General features: G+C 47.5%; 15 protein-coding genes. 1 reads left to right on the plus strand and 14 read right to left on the minus strand.

The features are described 5' to 3' along the window. Positions 1-27: 27 nt before the first annotated feature. From EHS89_RS13925 to EHS89_RS13980, 12 genes are all read right to left on the minus strand, one after another. The gene (locus EHS89_RS13925) at positions 28-408 is read right to left on the minus strand and encodes a hypothetical protein (protein ID WP_229753755.1); all 381 of its coding nucleotides are present in this window, start codon (positions 406-408) and stop codon (positions 28-30) included. Between the two features lie 233 nt (positions 409-641). Then, the gene (locus EHS89_RS13930; protein ID WP_124926772.1) at positions 642-836 is read right to left on the minus strand and encodes a putative motility protein; all 195 of its coding nucleotides are present in this window, start codon (positions 834-836) and stop codon (positions 642-644) included. Positions 837-968: 132 nt separating this feature from the next. Beyond that, positions 969-1,604 carry a pentapeptide repeat-containing protein gene (locus EHS89_RS13935; RefSeq protein ID WP_124926773.1) on the minus strand — a complete coding sequence of 212 codons (636 nt, stop codon included), beginning with the start codon at positions 1,602-1,604 and terminating at the stop codon, positions 969-971. Between the two features lie 58 nt (positions 1,605-1,662). Further along, the gene (locus EHS89_RS13940; protein ID WP_124926774.1) at positions 1,663-3,621 is read right to left on the minus strand and encodes a putative bifunctional diguanylate cyclase/phosphodiesterase; all 1,959 of its coding nucleotides are present in this window, start codon (positions 3,619-3,621) and stop codon (positions 1,663-1,665) included. A gap of 282 nt (positions 3,622-3,903) precedes the next feature. Beyond that, positions 3,904-5,169: a sensor domain-containing diguanylate cyclase gene (locus tag EHS89_RS13945; protein WP_124926775.1), complete on the minus strand. Its 1,266-nt coding sequence runs from the start codon at positions 5,167-5,169 to the stop codon at positions 3,904-3,906. 60 nt (positions 5,170-5,229) lie between these two features. Beyond that, on the minus strand, positions 5,230-7,620 hold the full coding sequence (locus EHS89_RS13950) for a DNA polymerase II (protein ID WP_229753756.1): 2,391 nt from the start codon (positions 7,618-7,620) through the stop codon (positions 5,230-5,232). Beyond that, positions 7,605-8,612, minus strand: a complete 1,008-nt coding sequence (gene mvaD, locus EHS89_RS13955) for a diphosphomevalonate decarboxylase (protein WP_124926977.1) — start codon at positions 8,610-8,612, stop codon at positions 7,605-7,607. The genes EHS89_RS13950 and mvaD overlap by 16 nt, the downstream gene beginning before the upstream one ends. Beyond that, the gene (gene mvk, locus EHS89_RS13960) at positions 8,605-9,591 is read right to left on the minus strand and encodes a mevalonate kinase (protein ID WP_268239404.1); all 987 of its coding nucleotides are present in this window, start codon (positions 9,589-9,591) and stop codon (positions 8,605-8,607) included. Before mvk ends, mvaD begins: the two co-directional genes overlap by 8 nt. Then, positions 9,575-10,594, minus strand: a complete 1,020-nt coding sequence (locus EHS89_RS13965; protein ID WP_124926776.1) for a mevalonate kinase family protein — start codon at positions 10,592-10,594, stop codon at positions 9,575-9,577. Before EHS89_RS13965 ends, mvk begins: the two co-directional genes overlap by 17 nt. Next, a complete protein-coding gene (locus EHS89_RS13970; protein ID WP_124926777.1) occupies positions 10,575-11,741 on the minus strand; it encodes a hydroxymethylglutaryl-CoA synthase in 1,167 nt (388 codons plus the stop codon). Before EHS89_RS13970 ends, EHS89_RS13965 begins: the two co-directional genes overlap by 20 nt. Positions 11,742-11,756: 15 nt before the next feature. After that, positions 11,757-12,788, minus strand: a complete 1,032-nt coding sequence (gene fni, locus EHS89_RS13975; RefSeq protein WP_124926778.1) for a type 2 isopentenyl-diphosphate Delta-isomerase — start codon at positions 12,786-12,788, stop codon at positions 11,757-11,759. Continuing rightward, positions 12,788-13,825, minus strand: a complete 1,038-nt coding sequence (locus EHS89_RS13980; protein ID WP_124926779.1) for a hydroxymethylglutaryl-CoA reductase — start codon at positions 13,823-13,825, stop codon at positions 12,788-12,790. Before EHS89_RS13980 ends, fni begins: the two co-directional genes overlap by 1 nt. Positions 13,826-14,147: 322 nt before the next feature. Between EHS89_RS13980 and EHS89_RS13985 the strand changes: the two genes are divergently transcribed. After that, positions 14,148-14,501 carry a hypothetical protein gene (locus EHS89_RS13985; protein ID WP_124926780.1) on the plus strand — a complete coding sequence of 118 codons (354 nt, stop codon included), beginning with the start codon at positions 14,148-14,150 and terminating at the stop codon, positions 14,499-14,501. 41 nt (positions 14,502-14,542) lie between these two features. Here the strand turns inward: EHS89_RS13985 and EHS89_RS13990 are convergent, their stop codons facing one another. Beyond that, a complete protein-coding gene (locus EHS89_RS13990; RefSeq protein ID WP_124926781.1) occupies positions 14,543-16,132 on the minus strand; it encodes a tetratricopeptide repeat protein in 1,590 nt (529 codons plus the stop codon). Positions 16,133-16,335: 203 nt separating this feature from the next. After that, positions 16,336-17,556: an argininosuccinate synthase gene (locus tag EHS89_RS13995; protein WP_124926782.1), complete on the minus strand. Its 1,221-nt coding sequence runs from the start codon at positions 17,554-17,556 to the stop codon at positions 16,336-16,338. Positions 17,557-17,703: the final 147 nt, after the last annotated feature.

Raw genomic sequence — 17,703 nt, forward strand, 5'->3', positions numbered from 1 at the left:
TCATTTTAGAATCATGCAATTAACAGCTTAAAGTCGGTAGATAGTAATGCCATATAACAAAGCACAGCAAAGCAACATAAATAACACCGCCGCTCTGCTACGCCGCACTACAGCAGGTAAACGTCTGGGATCATAGATTAAGACCGAGGTAAGCAGTAACAGCAGGCCTGATACCAGTGCAGCAACACCCCAAAACTCTGTCAGATGGCGCATTGCATACCAGAATACATTCCAGCACCCAGCCAGAAACACCAGTCCTGCAGCCGTATTCCTGATCGGGACTGGTAAGCGCTGTAGTTGGTTGAACAAAGGTAGCCGGGTAGCAAACAGCAATCCGAGCACCATACAACTGGTCATAATCGTTCCCATCGGTAGCATCAATACTCCCCTCACATCATCTGCAGACATTACTTACTCAAGAGATGGTTATAACAATAGCCAAAATATAGCTTCGAGCATCGCAGATATACCCTAATGCCAGATGGTCTGTTAACTGTATCCCGGCAAATAAAAAACCGCTCTGTGAGCGGTTTTGTCCAGCAATCATATTTAGCACAGCAATAGGGAACACTTATTTTGGCTGCTGAATTTAACCCTCAGTTCGGCCTTTCATTCCGCCCATAGCTCAGCCCTACCTTTAACTAAGCCCTTATGTCTATTGTCTGCCCCAGCGGCGAGGTTGGATCCGTTATCTGCACCGCACTTTCCAGCAGCTGTAACACCATCGCCCCTTGCAGCTCAAGATTATCTTTAGCTTTTCCCGCCACGGCGGTAGCAACATCATTCTGTATATTTACCTGTTGATAAGCTGATACAGAGGCTGCGGAAATTTCCATAGCACAACTCCAAAGCACTAGTTAAAAGCGCTACTAACTAAGCACTGCTAACAACGCTCTACTAAAAAGAAATCGTACTAACTATATCGGAAACAGAAATCGAAACTTTAACGTTTTATCAGAAACCAGGCATCAGAAACCAGGCATTTTTATCGGAGGAAAGCCCATGTCATCTGCCGTTTTAACGATGCATTCTCCGATTGATCCGGCTGCACAGATAGTTCCGTCAGGCATCGTTGCACCACTCAGATCCACCGCATCAAGCACCGCTTCACTCAGATCAGCATTAGAAAGATAAGCATCCGTCAGATCTGAACCGGTCAGATCGGTCTTATGCAGATTGGCATGAAACAGATCGGCATGAAAAAAATCCGCCCCTTTCATTGAGGCTTCTGTCAAATCAGCACTGAACATCGTCGTCTCATAGAAGTCTGCTTTATCGAAACAACTCTGCCGGGCCGATGAAGTATTCATATTAGCTTTTATCAAACAGGCTTCTGTGAAGTCAGCCTTATCCAGCTTGCAATGAAACAACTGAGCTTCACGTAGACTAGCCTCTCGCAGATTGGCACCGGTTAGGTCTGCATGATATAGATCAGCGCCCGACAGATCAGCCCCTCGCAGATCAGCGCCGACTAAGCAGGCATGGCTAAGATCAGCTTCAGCCAGCGTAGCCCCGCGCAGATCGGCACCGGACAGATCTGTCTGAAACAGGTCTTTGCCATACCAGTCCACTTGCTGCAGGTCCTTACCTTTATAGTCACTCATGATATCTGCCTCAGCCAAATGTGATTCGCTTACAGGTAAATACTACATGATTCAGGTATCACATATCATTGATTTTGCGCAGCTCTCCAGAGCCCTTAAGCAATCCTTGCAACCCTATCGGTTTTGAATGCCAAAAACCTTGCTGATTAAGCACGCCACAAGCCTTCAATTGATGAGACTGGGTCTGATTCTCTATCCCCTCAACGATTACCTGCATACCCAATGCATTTATCAATTGATTGATACAACGGATAGTTTCAGTACCTTTATTCAGCTGCCTGACAAATTCTCGGTCCAGTTTAACCCAGTCGGCAGGGATGCTATTCAAATACGCAAGACAGGAGAAACCTGAACCAAAGTCATCAATGGCGATACCAAACCCCATTGCGACTAATTGATTTATCGTACCCGCGTATTCTGTCGAATCCGGTAGCATCACATTTTCGGTCAGCTCCAGCACCAGGTCGTCCGGTTTAAGACCCGTATCGGCCAACGCATCAACTAAGGACTCAACAACACTCCCTTGCAAGATCTGCAAGCCTGAGATGTTGACCGATAGCAGCACCTGCTCACCAAAGCGGTTTCGGATCGCTATAAAATCCTGACAAGCCTGCTTGTAGATCCAGCTACTAATATCACGGATCATACCGCAGTGCTCTGCGGCATCGATCAACTCTTCAGCCGAAACAACCCCCAACTCAGGACTGTTCCAGCGCACCAGTGTTTCAACAACGATAACGGAGCCTGTAGTCACATTGATGATCGGCTGATACACCAGAGAAAACTCATTATCACTCAGAGCAACACTCAACTTTTGAGAGATATGCGTACGACGATGAAACTGTTCCCGCATCCCCTGCCGATATTCCAGCCAACACCTTCGACCACTATTCTTTGCCATATACATTGCAGTATCAGCATCAGCTAACAGCAGGTTCAGATCTTGCTCATGCTCAGGAAAACACGCGATACCTACACTAACTGAAAGCGAGATCTCCATTGACTCTTTAACGACCAGGTATTGACCGGATACAGTTGCCACTATTGATGATGCAAAATCTCTTCGCTGCTCCTCTGACGCCGCATTTTCGACCGCGACAATAAACTCATCACCGCCAATTCGGGCGATCATAGTCCCTTCACCGGCCAGCTGCTTGAGTCTGTTAGCAACTTCAAGCAATAGTTCATCACCCGCCCCGTGCCCGAAGCTATCATTGATGGGTTTGAAACCATCCAGATCAAGATAGAAAAGTGAAAATGAAATATCCCGTTCAACCAAAAGACTGAGCTTTTGCATCATTCCGGTTCGATTCAATATTCCAGTCAGAGGGTCGAGCAACGCCATCTGCTGAAACTGCAGCTCCCGGCTTTTACGATCATGAATATCCTGCAAAGTAACGGTAAACTGACCCTCAGCAGCATTACGGGCGCGACGTAATTCAATACTGTACCAGCGACATCCACGTAGGGTTTTAACCCTGATATCTTCCTGATGAAAGCCCTGTTCAGACACTATTTTAAGTAATACAGGTACCTGTTCAGGGTATTGTAAAAGGTTAGCTAACTGATGAATCTGACCACCGAACTGTTCCTGCAATGAAGGGCTGGCACTAATAAGATCTCCCTTCGCATCAAGCAGAGACACTACTGCTGCGCCACTGAACAATGGATTAAGCTGGTCTTTATCGGTTTCCAGCCCTTCCACCAGCATTGCCATATGCCCATCATCCAAGCGGATACCTGAAAACTGACAATAAACATCTTTAACTTGCCCTTGTGGCGAAAGCCGCCACCAACGACAGATAGAATGGCCTTTTTCAAACTCATCAAGATAAGTTAGTAAGGTCTGATAAACCGCATCAGATGCATCGGTACGAAAATCCCGTGAAGTCAGCTCTGGCAGCGAGTCAGCCTGCCACAGATCCAAGGCACTGCTGTTTGCCCAATGTATGCGAAAATTAACGGTATCGTAAATCCAGACGGGCGTCTGAAGCTGATCAAAGTGAAGCATCGCCATCCCTGCTCTATTACATCCAGCATAAAATCACAGCCAGATATCTGGCACGCAATTCTCCCTATAGCCAGAACAATATAGCACGTAATTTTCCCAGAGGTAGATCTACTCGTATTATCTACAATAAAAGCCGCTGATAGATTCAGCTTGGCTGATCTCTCATATCACGGCTTAGATTATCTACCTGATAAATTAGTGAACCATAACGCCTTTGATCATAACGCCTTCGCTACAACACTTTAATAAGACAGCTACTCGCTCGATGGCCATAAACCATAACTGCACCTACAAGATTCCACTTTTATCCCGATACATCGCTTTATCAACCCGTTCTATCAGTTTTTCCAGGGTTTCCTCCCCGAAGCTATCTACTACCCCAAAACTGGCACTTATACAGTCTACCGGTTGCGATAACTGATTTTTCACATTAGCCAACTCACGTTTTATGCGCTCAACCCATTGCACAGCATCATCCATTCTGGACTGGGGTAATACCACAAGAAACTCATCTCCCCCCCAACGGCCAAGGATATCAACTTCTCTCAATCGTTCACTAATAAAGCGGGTAACGATAACCAGAATCTCATCGCCGAAATGATGACCATAAGTGTCATTTTGTAATTTAAAATTATCCAGATCGATCATCACCACACTAACCGAGTGACCAAAGCGGCGACAGCGCTCCAGCTCACGGTTCAGCCCCTCTTCCAGAAAGCGTCGATTGCTGATGCCCGTCAACGGATCTTCCGTTGCTGCTTTCTGCAGCTCTTCAATCAAACGCGCACGCTCTGAAACATCCCTGACTACCGAGGTAAATTCGGTATTCCCGCCCACATTAATCTTGGCAATTGTTACCTCAGCTGGAAATTCAGTACCATCACTGCGCAACCCGCGCACAGTGACCCGAGACTCCATCGGACGAGAAGAAATCGGAGAATTACCAAATGAATTAACATAACCTTTATGATGGCGACGGTGTTTATGGGGAATCAATAAATTTAGGCTTTGCCCCATCAGATCCTCTTTCTGGGCGGCAAAGATATCGCAGGCGGCACGATTAATCAGTTTAATATTCTGATTCTCATCGACCGAGATAATGCCATCGTAAGCAGCCTCTACCACCGCTTCAAAACGGTTACGACTATTCATCAAAGACTTTTCCAACTGCTTTTTATCAGTAATCTCAACACCGGTGGTCAACACCCGCTTTACATGAGCACGATCACTGACCACCGGGGAAAAGATAATACGCCACCAACGCTGCTGACCCGATCGATCGATAACCATCTCCATCTCAACCGATGACTGACTGGTGACACATTCACAAAGTTTGTCGTACAAAGGTTGTTCTACATAGCGGGGAAAGAGCTCACGCAAGCTGGCGCCGATCATGCTATTGACTTCAATATCAGTTATTTCAGTAAACAGCTCATTAGCGCTGACTATAGTGAACTGTTTATTGTCCTCTTGGCTATAGATCGCCACACTGGCACCAATTGCATTTACAGCTGAGCGCAGATCGTTATGATTACCACTCAAAAACAGCATCATGTTCCAGTACTCCTGTTAGAAAACATGCAGTTTTTATGTTCTAGCGTACAACTGGATCGACTAAAACAACTTAAATTGCGGAGCGCATAAGCTTTCGAAGTCTTGCCCGAGGAATACCAGAATAGTATCCACAACCGGTGCAAGCTGACGATCGAGGTAATGCTGATAATTGATTGGAGAGCTGGCGAATTGAAGCGGTTCAGGTCCATTTACCGTTATCAGATACTCTATATGCATCCCTGCAGAGATTCGACCTAGCTTACCCTGTTTTTGCAATGTGTCACAAGCTTTGTGTGCCGCTTGTACATGGGGAGGTTGCTGCTTGATATACTGCTCCAAAGGACGGCGCAGCCGTTTTCGGTAAACCAGTTCATGGTCCAGTTTACCGCTCTTCAGATCAGCAACAACCTGCTTGATGTATTCCACATAGGGCTGGTCAGTAAAAATGAGCTGATAAAGCTCCCGTTGAACCCGGCGCGCCAAGAGCGTCCAGTCCGAACGTACTGTTTCCAGCCCTTTAAAAACAGTTTCCTCAGTGGCATCGCTATGCAGTCGAATACCGGCATAACGCTTCTTGGTACCTTTCTCGGAATGCCGCATAGTCGGCATAAGAAAGCGGCGATAGTGGGTCTCGTACTCCAACTCAAGATAGCAGGGCAATGAAAAACGCTGTTGCAGCTCTTCAACCCACCAGCGGTTCAGAAACCGGGCTAACTTAGCCCCCTCTGCCGCTGCCTGCGGTTCCGGAAAATCATCACCTAACCAGACAAAGACCGAATCAGTGTCTCCATAGATAACGGTATAACCAAACTCTTGCTCAATTTTATCCCGGGTTCGGTTAAGAATTTCATGACCACGCAGGGTTATCGAGCCGGATAGACGTTGATCGAAAAAACGACATACATTGGAGCCCAGAACACCGTAAAAACTATTCATGATGATCTTTATCGCTTGCGATAACGGCTTATTCTGCTCCGCTTTTGCCCGATCTCTGGCCTGCCATAGTCGCTCGATAATGCCGGGCAAAATCGTACTTTTACGACTAAAGATCCCCCTATTAAAACCCGGCACCAGATCGTCCGGGTCACAATCTGTACCTGTGCCTTCTGCCAGAGCAAAAGGATCAACAATGAAGGTACGGATAATACTCGGATACAGACTTTTAAAATCCAGCACCAATACCTGCTTATACAGCCCAGGCCGGGAATCCATAACAAAGCCACCCGGAGCCCCCAGATCAGAGTCTCCTGAAGCGTATACCGGCGCAACATAGCCTTTACGATGCAACCGTGGCAGATACTGATTATCAAATGCTGCGGCAGAGCCTCCGACTTTATCCAACGCCAGTCCGGTTAAATTGCTGCGTTCTACCAGGTAATGCAATAGCTGCGCTTTTGCAAAGATATCCCACACCAGACGACAATCTTCCAGATTATACTCCGCTAGTTGTCGTGGATTATCCCGATATACCTGCTGAATCTCTTCGCCTTTATTTAAGCCATTACCAAAGCCATTATCCGACTGGTGCCCGAGTAGCTTACCCCGCTCCAGCAACTGGTTAGCGACATACTCAAGTGAAAAGCTTTCGAACTGAAAAGTCGCCCCTTTAAGGGTATCGATACCATCCAGCACCACCCGCCCTGCGATGCGGCAGAACCACTTTCCCTGTGCCGATTGAATTACCTGAACGGTCGAGTTATCACGACCAAGCTTCAGACTGATTTCCAGACGCTTTGACCGCTCATACAGCACCCGAAAATCAAAACCGACCACATTCCAGCCAATAAAAATATCTGGATCAAAAGCGGTAACCTCAGACACAAAAGCAGATAACAGAGCGCGCTCATCCGGCAGATATCTCAACCAGGGTTCATCCTGACCATCACCAATAATCAGTACCCGACTGATACCGCCACCATAAAGCCCGATTGAAAACACCCGGTCAGCCTGCATGGTGGTTTCAATATCCAGCGACAACATCTTCAACCGGGGTTCATACTCTGAGGGCTTTAACTGCACTCCCTGATGACTTCGAACAACCTTAACCCCTCCCTGAATAAACCGTTCCATCAGGTAACGATCCACCGGGCGGATATCTTCTTCGATCATCGGGATATGATGTTTATTAAGCAGATCGGTGATCTGTCGAAGGGTTTGCAGAGAACGACAATAGAGGCCATGAACACTCTGCTGCTCCAGATCTTTAAGATCCAGATCGATAAGGCGCCATCCAGCATAAGGCTGTAGCAGCTGCTTGATAGCCTCAGCATCCCGATCAAACACAAAAAGAATGGCTTCCTGGCCGGTTACGGTAACCGACACAGCACCGTTATTTTGTTGTAGCCAGAAGGTAAAGTCGATCCCGTCAGCACCATCACTTTGCTGACGGGTAAGAATAAAGCCCTGTTGCTGGGCTTCAGGTTCGCAGACTGGGTTCAGGTGAACGGGCACACCACTTCCATGGCTGGAAACTGCTGTTTTACCGCCGCTTCATTCGCGGCACTAAATAGCAGCTTAAGGTTGGGACCGGCATCCATGGTGAAATAGACTTCTGTACCGCTGGCTCGTAACTGCCAGATAGCCTGCATCGCAGCGACGGAGTCAGGCTGCCAGTAAAGCAGTGGTGGCCAGGACGCAATCATTGTCGCGTGCATCGACAAAGCATTCTGTTCTGCGGTTTCGCCCAGCAATGTGAAATTTTTATTCGCTATCGCCTGGTGCAACTTCTCCAGATCCGCAGCGGCCTGCAGTGGCCAACTCTGATAAAGGTGAGCCGTATCTACCGTTCGGTTCATGCCCGAACGTGAATCAACCGCTTTCTCAGCGGTACTGACTTTCACTAACCCGACGCGCAAATCAGGCCAACTATGTTCCAGGGGCATCGCAAAGCTATCCATACCGTTATCACGGTAGCCCATCTGCCATTCAACAAACCCATGGTAAAGAGAACGACTGGCGCTACCACTGCCCATTCGGGCAAAAGCAGACAAAACCTGAGGTTCAAAGTTAAGACCATAGAACTGATTGATAGCCAACATCAGCGCGGCAAATCCGGACGCTGAGGATGCCAGCCCTGCGGCAGTAGGAATGTTGTTTTCAGTTTCGACTTTAACCGCCTGACTATTATCACCTCGAAAAAGGTCAATATAACGGATGACTTTAACCGCAAATTTATCATCTGCTGCCAACTGATTACCGTTCAGCCAGACCTCATCTTTTTCTGCAACCGAGAGTTGGGTTTTAGTTCCAAGGTGCGCCAGAGAGATAGATAAACTACTGTTTACCGGTAAGTTTAATTCAGCATCACGCTTACCCCAGTATTTACAAAGAGCGATATTACTAGGCGCAAACACCGGTTCTGCCATCGCATCAGACTGCGGCTCTACCACTGCAGGCAGATATTGAGCAATAACACTCTGTTTTGTAGTACCTGACTTACCCATATTCAACCATGACTCCCTTTGCAGAAACTGTTACCGGTATTTGTTCATAAGGCCCTTCAATACTAGCAGCAAGACCAAGCGCCAGCACACAGTCTCCCAGACCCGAACCCGATATTTTTGCTGCCTGCACCGTATCTTGCTGGCGCAGACTATAGATAATATGCGCCAGTTTCTGATCATTTACGCCCAGTGCATCCATCAAGCCCTGATAAATATTCATCAACTGTGCAAAACCGGACCAGTCAGCGTTATCCACTGCGGTTTCGGCCTGCATTGTTGTCTGCCCCATTAATCGGTAGATAGCATCATAAAGTTCCGGTTGCTGTTGATACAGTTGCTCAACATATTTCAGAACATCCGGCGTTTTCATCTTATATCCCACATAAAAAAGTGAGATATCCGGCAAACCACTCAGCGCTTTAATCCGGGGACCAACCTCTTTATCTGCATCAGCAAGGGTGTAACTAACCACCCCACCATAAACCGCCGCAACCAGATCAGTACCGGAACCCCGACCATCCTGCACCTGATGCACAACAGCCAGCGCTTCATTAAATAAAGCCAGTTGATCGCTACAGTCATTACCACAATAGGCTTGTAATGCGGTCACCATCGCAGCCGTCACTGCAGCTGAAGAGCCCAGCCCCACCGTATGAGAGAACTCAGAACTGATCTTCAGATCAAATCCCGCTGGCAGTTCATGCAACTGACGCTTGATAGCGGTCAGCACAAAACTCAACTCAGCATCAGGTTTAAGGTCATCCAGGCTCGCTGAATAACAGGACAGCGCCGAATCGACGGTAACGATTCGATCCGTTCTGGGTAGCAACTGAACAGTCATTCGTTTATCAACAGCACAGGCCAATGCCGGCTGACCAAACAGCACTGAGTGCTCGCCCATTAACATGAGACTACCGGGCGCTGAAACCGTCAGTTTACCAAGTGGACTAGAAACCGTTGCATTAACAGAGTCGGGCACCTGCATTATCCTCTTCAATGGCCATAAAACTATAACCGGCTGTATGACACAGATCTGACAGATCAAGCTGAGGCGCATAGGCAATTAATGCTCCGCCGGCATTGCCTGCAACCGCCCCTGCTCCACTTATCTTAGCCGCACCGCCGAGTGATTCCAGCCGGGCAATAAATTCAGCTACCGGTTCAGGTACGACACCAATAGTGTTTAACAAACGATGATTCTGGCGCAGCAACTGGATAGGATTTTCTCCACAGGCAATAGCTTGCATCAAACCCTCTGTCACAGCCGTAAAATCATGCCAGATATCAGATTCGGCATAGTGCCTGCGTACCTGATCAACACAGTCTCCGGTACCTACAATCGGGCTTCCTGAGTTTATATAAAACCAGCCATCACCCAGAGCCGAAGCCTGCGTATTTACAGCTCCATGCCGAACCTGAACCAACCCGCCATAACTCACCGTGGCGGCATCAATAAGCCCGCCCCGACCGTGACACAAACGTTCACAATAGCGTACCCGCTGAAACAATTGTTCGGTGGTTTGCAAAGCCGTGCCAGAAAAAATTGATTGAGCTATACGAGTAATCGCAGCGCTCAATGCTGCCGATGACCCCATTCCTGATCCTAACGGAAGCTCTGAAAAAATTTCAAGATCGACACCCGGACCTGAGTAATCGGCAGGAAGACATTGCGCTAAGGCATATAAAGCTAACTGTTGCGGCGCTTCAAGAATTTGTCCTGCAGAAAGCTTGTCCTGCTCAAACAATTCAAAGCGCTGATCAAGCCGGTCAGAAAGTTGCCGTAATTCAATGAAACTAATACGCCCTTGCCAGCCGGTATCGGGCATACGCCAGCTTAATTCAGGAGTAGATAAAGGAGATGACTGGCAACGAATGTAACGATTAACGGCCAGCGCAATAGCTGGTGCCCCGTAAACCGCTGAATGCTCACCACTGAGAATCAGCTTACCCGGGGCACAAGCATTAACAGGCGATATATTCACGCTTATGATGAGCTATACCAGCCAGACGGAAACGCCCTGTTGTACCTGCCCCTTTCAGATGTTCACCACCGTCGGTAGGGTCAACATCGTTGTAAAGTTTCAGGTATTCGTCATAAGACACTTCATTTCGGGCTTCCAACATCCGTTGATGCCTGTCCCGGTGCAGGTATTTTTCATAGCCTGCCACAATTTTACCGGAGAAGAACTCGGCGACACAGCCTGAACCATAACTAAAGAATCCAACCCGGCTACCCGCCAGATTCTGCTTACCATTCTCTAACAGAGACACCAGGCCAATATACATTGAAGCGGTATAACTATTGCCGATAATCCGGTTATATATCAGTGTATCTTCAAGCTGAAGATCAAGCGATTCAGGGCTTAATTCACTTTGATTAACACGGGCCAGATGCTTATGTGCTTTCTGCGCCATACGGGTGAATGGCAGGTGATAACAAAAATGCTGAAAATCATTGAATGCCAGCGAGCTGGCTTCACGGAAATTTTCCCAGGCTAACTTCAACGAACGCAGATAGATCTTAGTAGAGTACTTACCATCCACCAGCGCGGTAGAACGGTAATTAGGGCGCCAGAAATCCATCACATCTTCAGTATGATTGCCGACTTCCGCATCGATTTCAACTAAACGGGGGTTCGCTGTAATCAGCATAGCGACCGCACCACAACCCTGTGTCGCTTCACCGGGAGTATCCAGATCATATCGCGCTACATCTGAAGCAATAACCAGAACCTTTTTTTCGGGCTGACGGGCAACAAGCGCGCAGCCCATCTGAATTGCTGCAGTTGCACTGTAACAGGCCTGTTTCAGCTCAACGACACGGCAGTTAGCAGTCAGACCCAACAGACGATGTACATAGACACCGGCTGATTTAGACTGATCAATACCTGTTTCAGTAGCAAACATAACCGTACTGATTGCGTCTGCACCCACACGCTCAATAAGAGGCAGGGCCGCATTGGCAGCCATAGTTACTACATCTTCATCAGGTGCAGGCATACCCATCTTTTCCTGACCAATTCCCTGGTAGTATTTGTCAGCATCAATCTGCTGCATCTCTGCCAGGTTTTTCAGGTCCAGAAAATAGTTGGAAGTGTAAAAGCTGATTTCATCAATACCGACGGACATACGTACTTAAAATCCTCAACGCTCGCCCAGAATGAGAGCCCGATTCATAAATAATTTATTCACATCCGGCATGCCCAGCAAAAACATCGCTGTGGTAAATTCACGCCGGAGCCGCTCTATCTCCAGGACCACCGCATCCGCAGATTCCATTGCGGGTTTCAAAAAGGGTGCGGCCATGCCACAGAGCGAGGCGCCGAGTATAACAGATTTAACCATATCAATCCCATCCCTGAGACCGCCACTGGCAATGAAACCTGCACTATTTTGATACGGCTCAGCCAGTTTTAACGCAAGTGGTGTTGGGATTCCCCAATCCTGGAACCGAATTCCAAGAGAATCACCTTTATTCACTGCCCGATGGTGCTCAATTCGACTCCAGGAGGTACCGCCGCAACCGGCCAGATCAAACCATTTAACCCCAGCTGACAACCCCGATTCTATATCCTGTGGTGATAAACCTGAACCAACCTCTTTCAACATCACCGGCACCGATAATTCATTAACCACCGTTGCGATTTTATCAGTCAGACTAGAGAAATCAGTATCACCCTCTGGCTGTATCGCTTCCTGCAATGGATTCAGATGAAGATACAGACCATCCGCACCAAGCAGATCAACCGCTTGCTGACACTCTTCAACAGAGAAACCACAATTCAGTTGCACTGCACCAATATTACCCAAGAGAACGGTCGTCGGGGCATACTGGCGAAGATCAAAGCTCTCCCTAGCCGATGGCTGAGTAAACATTACTCGCTGGGAACCTACCGCCAACGCAACACCAGTGCGTTCCGCCGCTTCAGCCAGATTTCGATTAATCTTCTTAATGAGCGCATGATCACCACCGGTCATCGAAGATATCAATAACGGAAAGCTCAACGATTTACCCAAAAATTCAATCCGGGTATCTATCTTTTCCAGCGCCAGACCAGGCAATGCCCGGTGGGTCAGATGAATGGTATCGAAATAACGACCGTCACGATCGGTATCCGGATCCTTCTCAATGGCCTGAATATGCTCAATTTTACGATCATTGGTCTGATCAGACATTAGCGTTCCATCTTCAGATGAGACTCCATCAACTCACCGGGATTAGTCTGCGCAGCCATCAGCGATAACTCTCCGCACAGCACTGTTGCTGCACAGATCGCCGCCAAACGACGCGCATTAGCACCCGGCTCACGGTCTTCCTTACAGCCCAGCTCACGCAGGTTCTCTTCGACAAACTCGATCCCTTTACCGTTACCCACGCTGCCCATAATCAGATTTGGCAAAGTACAGGAGAAGTACAGATCCCCGTCACGCACCTCGGCATGCACAATCCCTTGAGAACCTTCGATAATGTTGGCTGCGTCCTGTCCGGTTGCCAGGAAAAAGGCCAGCAGCATATTGGCATAATGTGCATTTGCACTGCGCAGACCTCCGGCGACCATCGTTCCGATCAGGTTTTTCTTAATATTCAGATCAACCACTTTTTCCGGCGTGGTTTTCAAACGGCGCTCGCAGATATCACGGGGAATCAGGATTTCACTAACAACATATTTTCCCCGCCCCAGAATACCGTTAACCGCCGTAGCTTTTTTATCAGAGCAATAGTTTGCAGAGATCGAGGAGTAACGTAACTGCGGATATTCTTTCAACAACCAGGGAAACAACTTATCAGCCGCATTAGTGACCATATTATGACCTGATGCATCGCCGGTGGTGAATTCCAGTCGCAGATAGATCAGGTTTGCAACAACCTGACTGTTCATATCGATCAGTTTGGCGAATCGGCTGCTGGTAGCCACGACCTTATTCAGATCATCTTTACGGGATTTAATAGAGTTCAGCGCCTGAACTGCCTCAAATGCATCATCCGCTTCCAACAGGATTGACCGCGTCATCCGCTCATCAACCACCGTCGTTTTGATACCTTCTTCAGTGAGCGTTGAAACCCGCGCACCACGACCCACAGAAGGCCACAACGGTGTTTCATAAGTAGCCAGAGGCACAGCGATCTTCTCATTCAGAACATGACCGCTAATTTTTATCGGACCTACCGTCCGCATCGGAATTGGGGCTTGCTGGATTTTATGGGATTTCATAATCACTCAGACATAATAAAAAAGGGCTGCGGCGATCAGAATATAATGATCTGCTCTGCACCCCTTTCGGAAGCTTATTTTATTAACAGCAATTTTATCTAGCCGCTATCTAATATGCAATCAACGCAAAACTATAGCGACTGACACAGATCAGCAAAGTAATATCCCCAAACTGATTAACACAGCCTTGACCCTGATAAAACAACCCGGCCATACTTAGTTTTTATTGTACCTGACTGCCAAGGGCACCGGGCTATCAATAGCCATTAACGACTAAAAGCACTGAACTTACAGTACTGAAATATCTAAATAGGATTCATCTATGCTTTTCGCAATCAGAAATGAAGCGGGCCTGATCACTTCACTATCGGCAAGTCCTACTGATAACTCTAGCGTTGTAGATATACAAGACCCGGAAGTACTGATGTTTCTGTCCAGCAACAATGAAACCAATACACCAATGGAGTTTCTGGAAAAATCAGATGCCGATGTAAGCCGGATACTAGAGGATCTGATTGATCTGCTGATTGCAAAGAAAACGATACTCTTTACCGACCTGCCAGAGGCAGCACAGCAAAAAATACTGACCCGTAAACTGGCGCGTTCTGCGTTTAGCCACAACAATTCTGATGAGTATATTTCCAACCCTATCCTGGCTGACGATGAAACAATCTGATCTAAGCTTTACCAGGCACTCAGAAATATAAGCATCGAAACTTAAATATCTTCTTCACTGACCCGTTTTACCTGAGCCATCTCCTTAACCATCTCCGCACAGTTTTCAGCCAGAGCAAGATAACGCTTCTGCTGACGAGCACTCAAAGCACCGTAATTAATACTGTATAGCGCATTATCACATTGTAATAGCAGCTCATGCCGCTCTGGGCCGGGCTTTTTAGCCTGCTCCAGTGCAGCCTGAATAAGATTTAACATGATACTGGGGTTATTAGGTAATAACCCATCCGCCCGCACAAAGTACCCCAGGGCTTTACGGTAGTCCTTTTTCCGGTAACTCAGCATCCCCTGAACATTCAAACGCCCCCAATCCAAAGTGGCGCTATCCCGGCTTAATTGCTGCTTCAGCGCTTGAGCATCCTGCTCAAGAACACTCCCCTCCATCCCCTCAACAAAAGGATCAAGCCATGCTGCTTTATCAGATAGCTCTAACTGGCAAAACAGATCAAATGCATTTCTGGCGGCAAGGCCTGCACGCTCGACCGAGCCGGAACGGTGGTAGGTCTGAGCTGCCATCAAACGTGATTTAAATCGCACTATCGGATCATCGGGAAATTCCAGCATTACATCTTCCAGAACCCGGATAATACGTTCCTCAGTTTCAGGATCGATTGTCTTTTGCTGCAACAATGCCATCACCAGACTGAAATAATTCTCTTCTGACTGGTAGCAGCTGTGTCGGGCATACCTAATCGAGTTGGTATAAGCCTCGGCGGCAATATTCCATTCTTTGTTTTGTGCCGACAAACTTCCCAACACGCCGAACAATTCAGGTACAGAAGGCTGTAGCATTATCGCCTTTCTTAACAGCGCTATAGCCTCCCCCCGTTCGCCAACAGCTCTATAGGTTCTGGCCAGCCAGGTATAAGCCTCGACACAAAAATGAGACTCATCAATCACGTACTGTAACGCCCGACGAGCGCTCCGATAATGCCCCAGATGACAGAGTGAAACACCTAAGCCTATCCGGGCCCAGGGTTGATCCCGCTGCGTGACAATACTCTCAAACAGATGCTCCGCTTCAGAATACAAACCCAGCTCCAACAGAATAATCCCCCGCAAACGCTGAATAAATAGCTGTAGACCCGGATACACCTGAGACAGCTTACTGCACATATCCAGCGCTGATTGCAACTCACCCGCATCCAACAGTCTCTCTAATGGTTGCAGAACTGATTTAACCCGCATTATTTTCTCAACCCGATAACGCACTTTAGCTTCGGCGTAAGGTTTTGAAATATAAGTATCGGGAGAACTGTCCAGCGAGCCGAACAACAACTTTGAACGGTCAGGATCAACAATAAGAATAAACAGAGTTGAAAACTTGCGGATACCTTCAGCGGTTGCTTCCTGAACCAGCTGCAGACCGTTCTTCTGCTCTTTACCCAGATCAAAGACCACAAAACAGAGGTCATAATGCTGCTCACGCAACAATACCAGCGCCATATTCACCGATGAGGCAACCTGAATACCAGCCACACCCATGCGCCCCAGAATTGTCTTGAGTTCCCCAAGATCTTCCAGGCGGTTATCAACAATCAGTACTTTTTTATCTGAATAGCTGATTTCCATACACTCTACATTCTGGTGAAAAGAAAGGCCTTGAATAGCACTAATTCAAATCGTTGTTTTTAGCACAATTCGCAAGCCCATCAGAAGTATCATATAAATCAGATAATTATCAAAGCAGATAGCGAGTACTAAAGGCACAAAAAAGCCCCGTTATGGTGACATAACGAGGCTTTTAATTAACAAATACGATTCAGAATGGCGAATCAGGAAAGATCCCGACCTTTACCTGCTTCAATACGCATCCGCAGAGCATTCAACTTAATGAATCCGGCTGCATCTTTCTGATCATAAGAACCCGCATCATCTTCGAAGGTAGCAATGTTCTCATCGAACAGAGTATCGTCAGAACGGCGACCAACAACAATAACGTTGCCTTTATAAAGCTTCAGGCGAACATCACCATTCACATAGCGCTGAGATTCATCAATCATTTGCTGAAGCATCTTACGCTCTTCAGACCACCAGAAGCCGTTATAAATAACTTTGGCATAACGCGGCATCAGCTCATCTTTCAAATGCGCAGCTTCACGATCCAGGGTGATAGACTCGATTGCACGGTGCGCACGCAGCATGATCGTGCCTCCCGGAGTTTCATAACAACCACGGGACTTCATACCAACAAAACGGTTCTCAACGATATCCAGACGACCGATACCGTTCTCTCCACCGACCTTATTCAGGTATTCCAGAACAGTCGCAGGGCTCATAGCCTTACCGTCGATAGCAACAATATCACCTTTCTCGTAAGTCAGGTCCATATAAGTTGCCTGATCCGGAGCCTCTTCAGGAGATACTGACCAGCGCCACATATCCGCTTCAGCTTCAGCCCATGGATCTTCCAGGATATCGCCTTCATAAGAGATATGCAGCAGGTTAGCATCCATTGAGTATGGTGATTTCTTCTTCTTGTTTGAGAAATCAACCGGAATATCGTGCTCTTCACAATACTTCATCAATGTTTCACGGGATGTCAGATCCCATTCACGCCATGGAGCAATAACAGCTACGCCCGGCTTCAATGCATAGGCACCCAGCTCGAAACGAATCTGATCATTACCTTTACCCGTTGCACCATGAGAGATCGCATCCGCACCGGTCTCGTTAGCAATCTCTATCAGACGCTTAGCGATCAGTGGACGAGCAATAGAAGTACCCAGCAGGTACTCTCCTTCATAGATAGTGTTAGCACGGAACATCGGGAAAACGAAATCGCGGACAAACTCTTCACGCAGATCTTCGATATAGATCTCTTTAACACCCAGTGCTTCAGCTTTAGCACGAGCCGGTTCAACCTCTTCACCCTGACCCAGGTCAGCAGTAAAGGTCACCACTTCACAGTTATAAGTTTCCTGTAACCAACGCACGATTACAGAAGTATCAAGGCCGCCGGAGTAGGCCAGCACAACCTTTTTAATATCGGACATAGAGAGGCTCCAAACGCAATATCAGCCGCGTAGAGAGCAGCATAGCCTCTACCGGATACCCAAAATAGGAAAGGGCGCAATTGTATCACGATTACAGCAGAGTAACAGAGCCTTCAGCGCTCATTTTATATACGGCTATAGAGTCAG

Origin of the sequence: Amphritea balenae, assembly GCF_003858655.1 — a bacterium.
Classification (GTDB): domain Bacteria; phylum Pseudomonadota; class Gammaproteobacteria; order Pseudomonadales; family Balneatricaceae; genus Amphritea; species Amphritea balenae.

Coding starts and splice junctions, on each gene's coding strand:
- EHS89_RS13925 (WP_229753755.1), bottom strand. CDS start 408: ATGTCTGCAGATGATGTGAGGGGAGTATTGATGCTACCGATGGGAACG.
- EHS89_RS13930 (WP_124926772.1), bottom strand. CDS start 836: ATGGAAATTTCCGCAGCCTCTGTATCAGCTTATCAACAGGTAAATATA.
- EHS89_RS13935 (WP_124926773.1), bottom strand. CDS start 1,604: ATGAGTGACTATAAAGGTAAGGACCTGCAGCAAGTGGACTGGTATGGC.
- EHS89_RS13940 (WP_124926774.1), bottom strand. CDS start 3,621: ATGGCGATGCTTCACTTTGATCAGCTTCAGACGCCCGTCTGGATTTAC.
- EHS89_RS13945 (WP_124926775.1), bottom strand. CDS start 5,169: ATGATGCTGTTTTTGAGTGGTAATCATAACGATCTGCGCTCAGCTGTA.
- mvaD (WP_124926977.1), bottom strand. CDS start 8,612: ATGGGTAAGTCAGGTACTACAAAACAGAGTGTTATTGCTCAATATCTG.
- EHS89_RS13970 (WP_124926777.1), bottom strand. CDS start 11,741: ATGTCCGTCGGTATTGATGAAATCAGCTTTTACACTTCCAACTATTTT.
- fni (WP_124926778.1), bottom strand. CDS start 12,788: ATGTCTGATCAGACCAATGATCGTAAAATTGAGCATATTCAGGCCATT.
- EHS89_RS13980 (WP_124926779.1), bottom strand. CDS start 13,825: ATGAAATCCCATAAAATCCAGCAAGCCCCAATTCCGATGCGGACGGTA.
- EHS89_RS13985 (WP_124926780.1), top strand. CDS start 14,148: ATGCTTTTCGCAATCAGAAATGAAGCGGGCCTGATCACTTCACTATCG.
- EHS89_RS13990 (WP_124926781.1), bottom strand. CDS start 16,132: ATGGAAATCAGCTATTCAGATAAAAAAGTACTGATTGTTGATAACCGC.
- EHS89_RS13995 (WP_124926782.1), bottom strand. CDS start 17,556: ATGTCCGATATTAAAAAGGTTGTGCTGGCCTACTCCGGCGGCCTTGAT.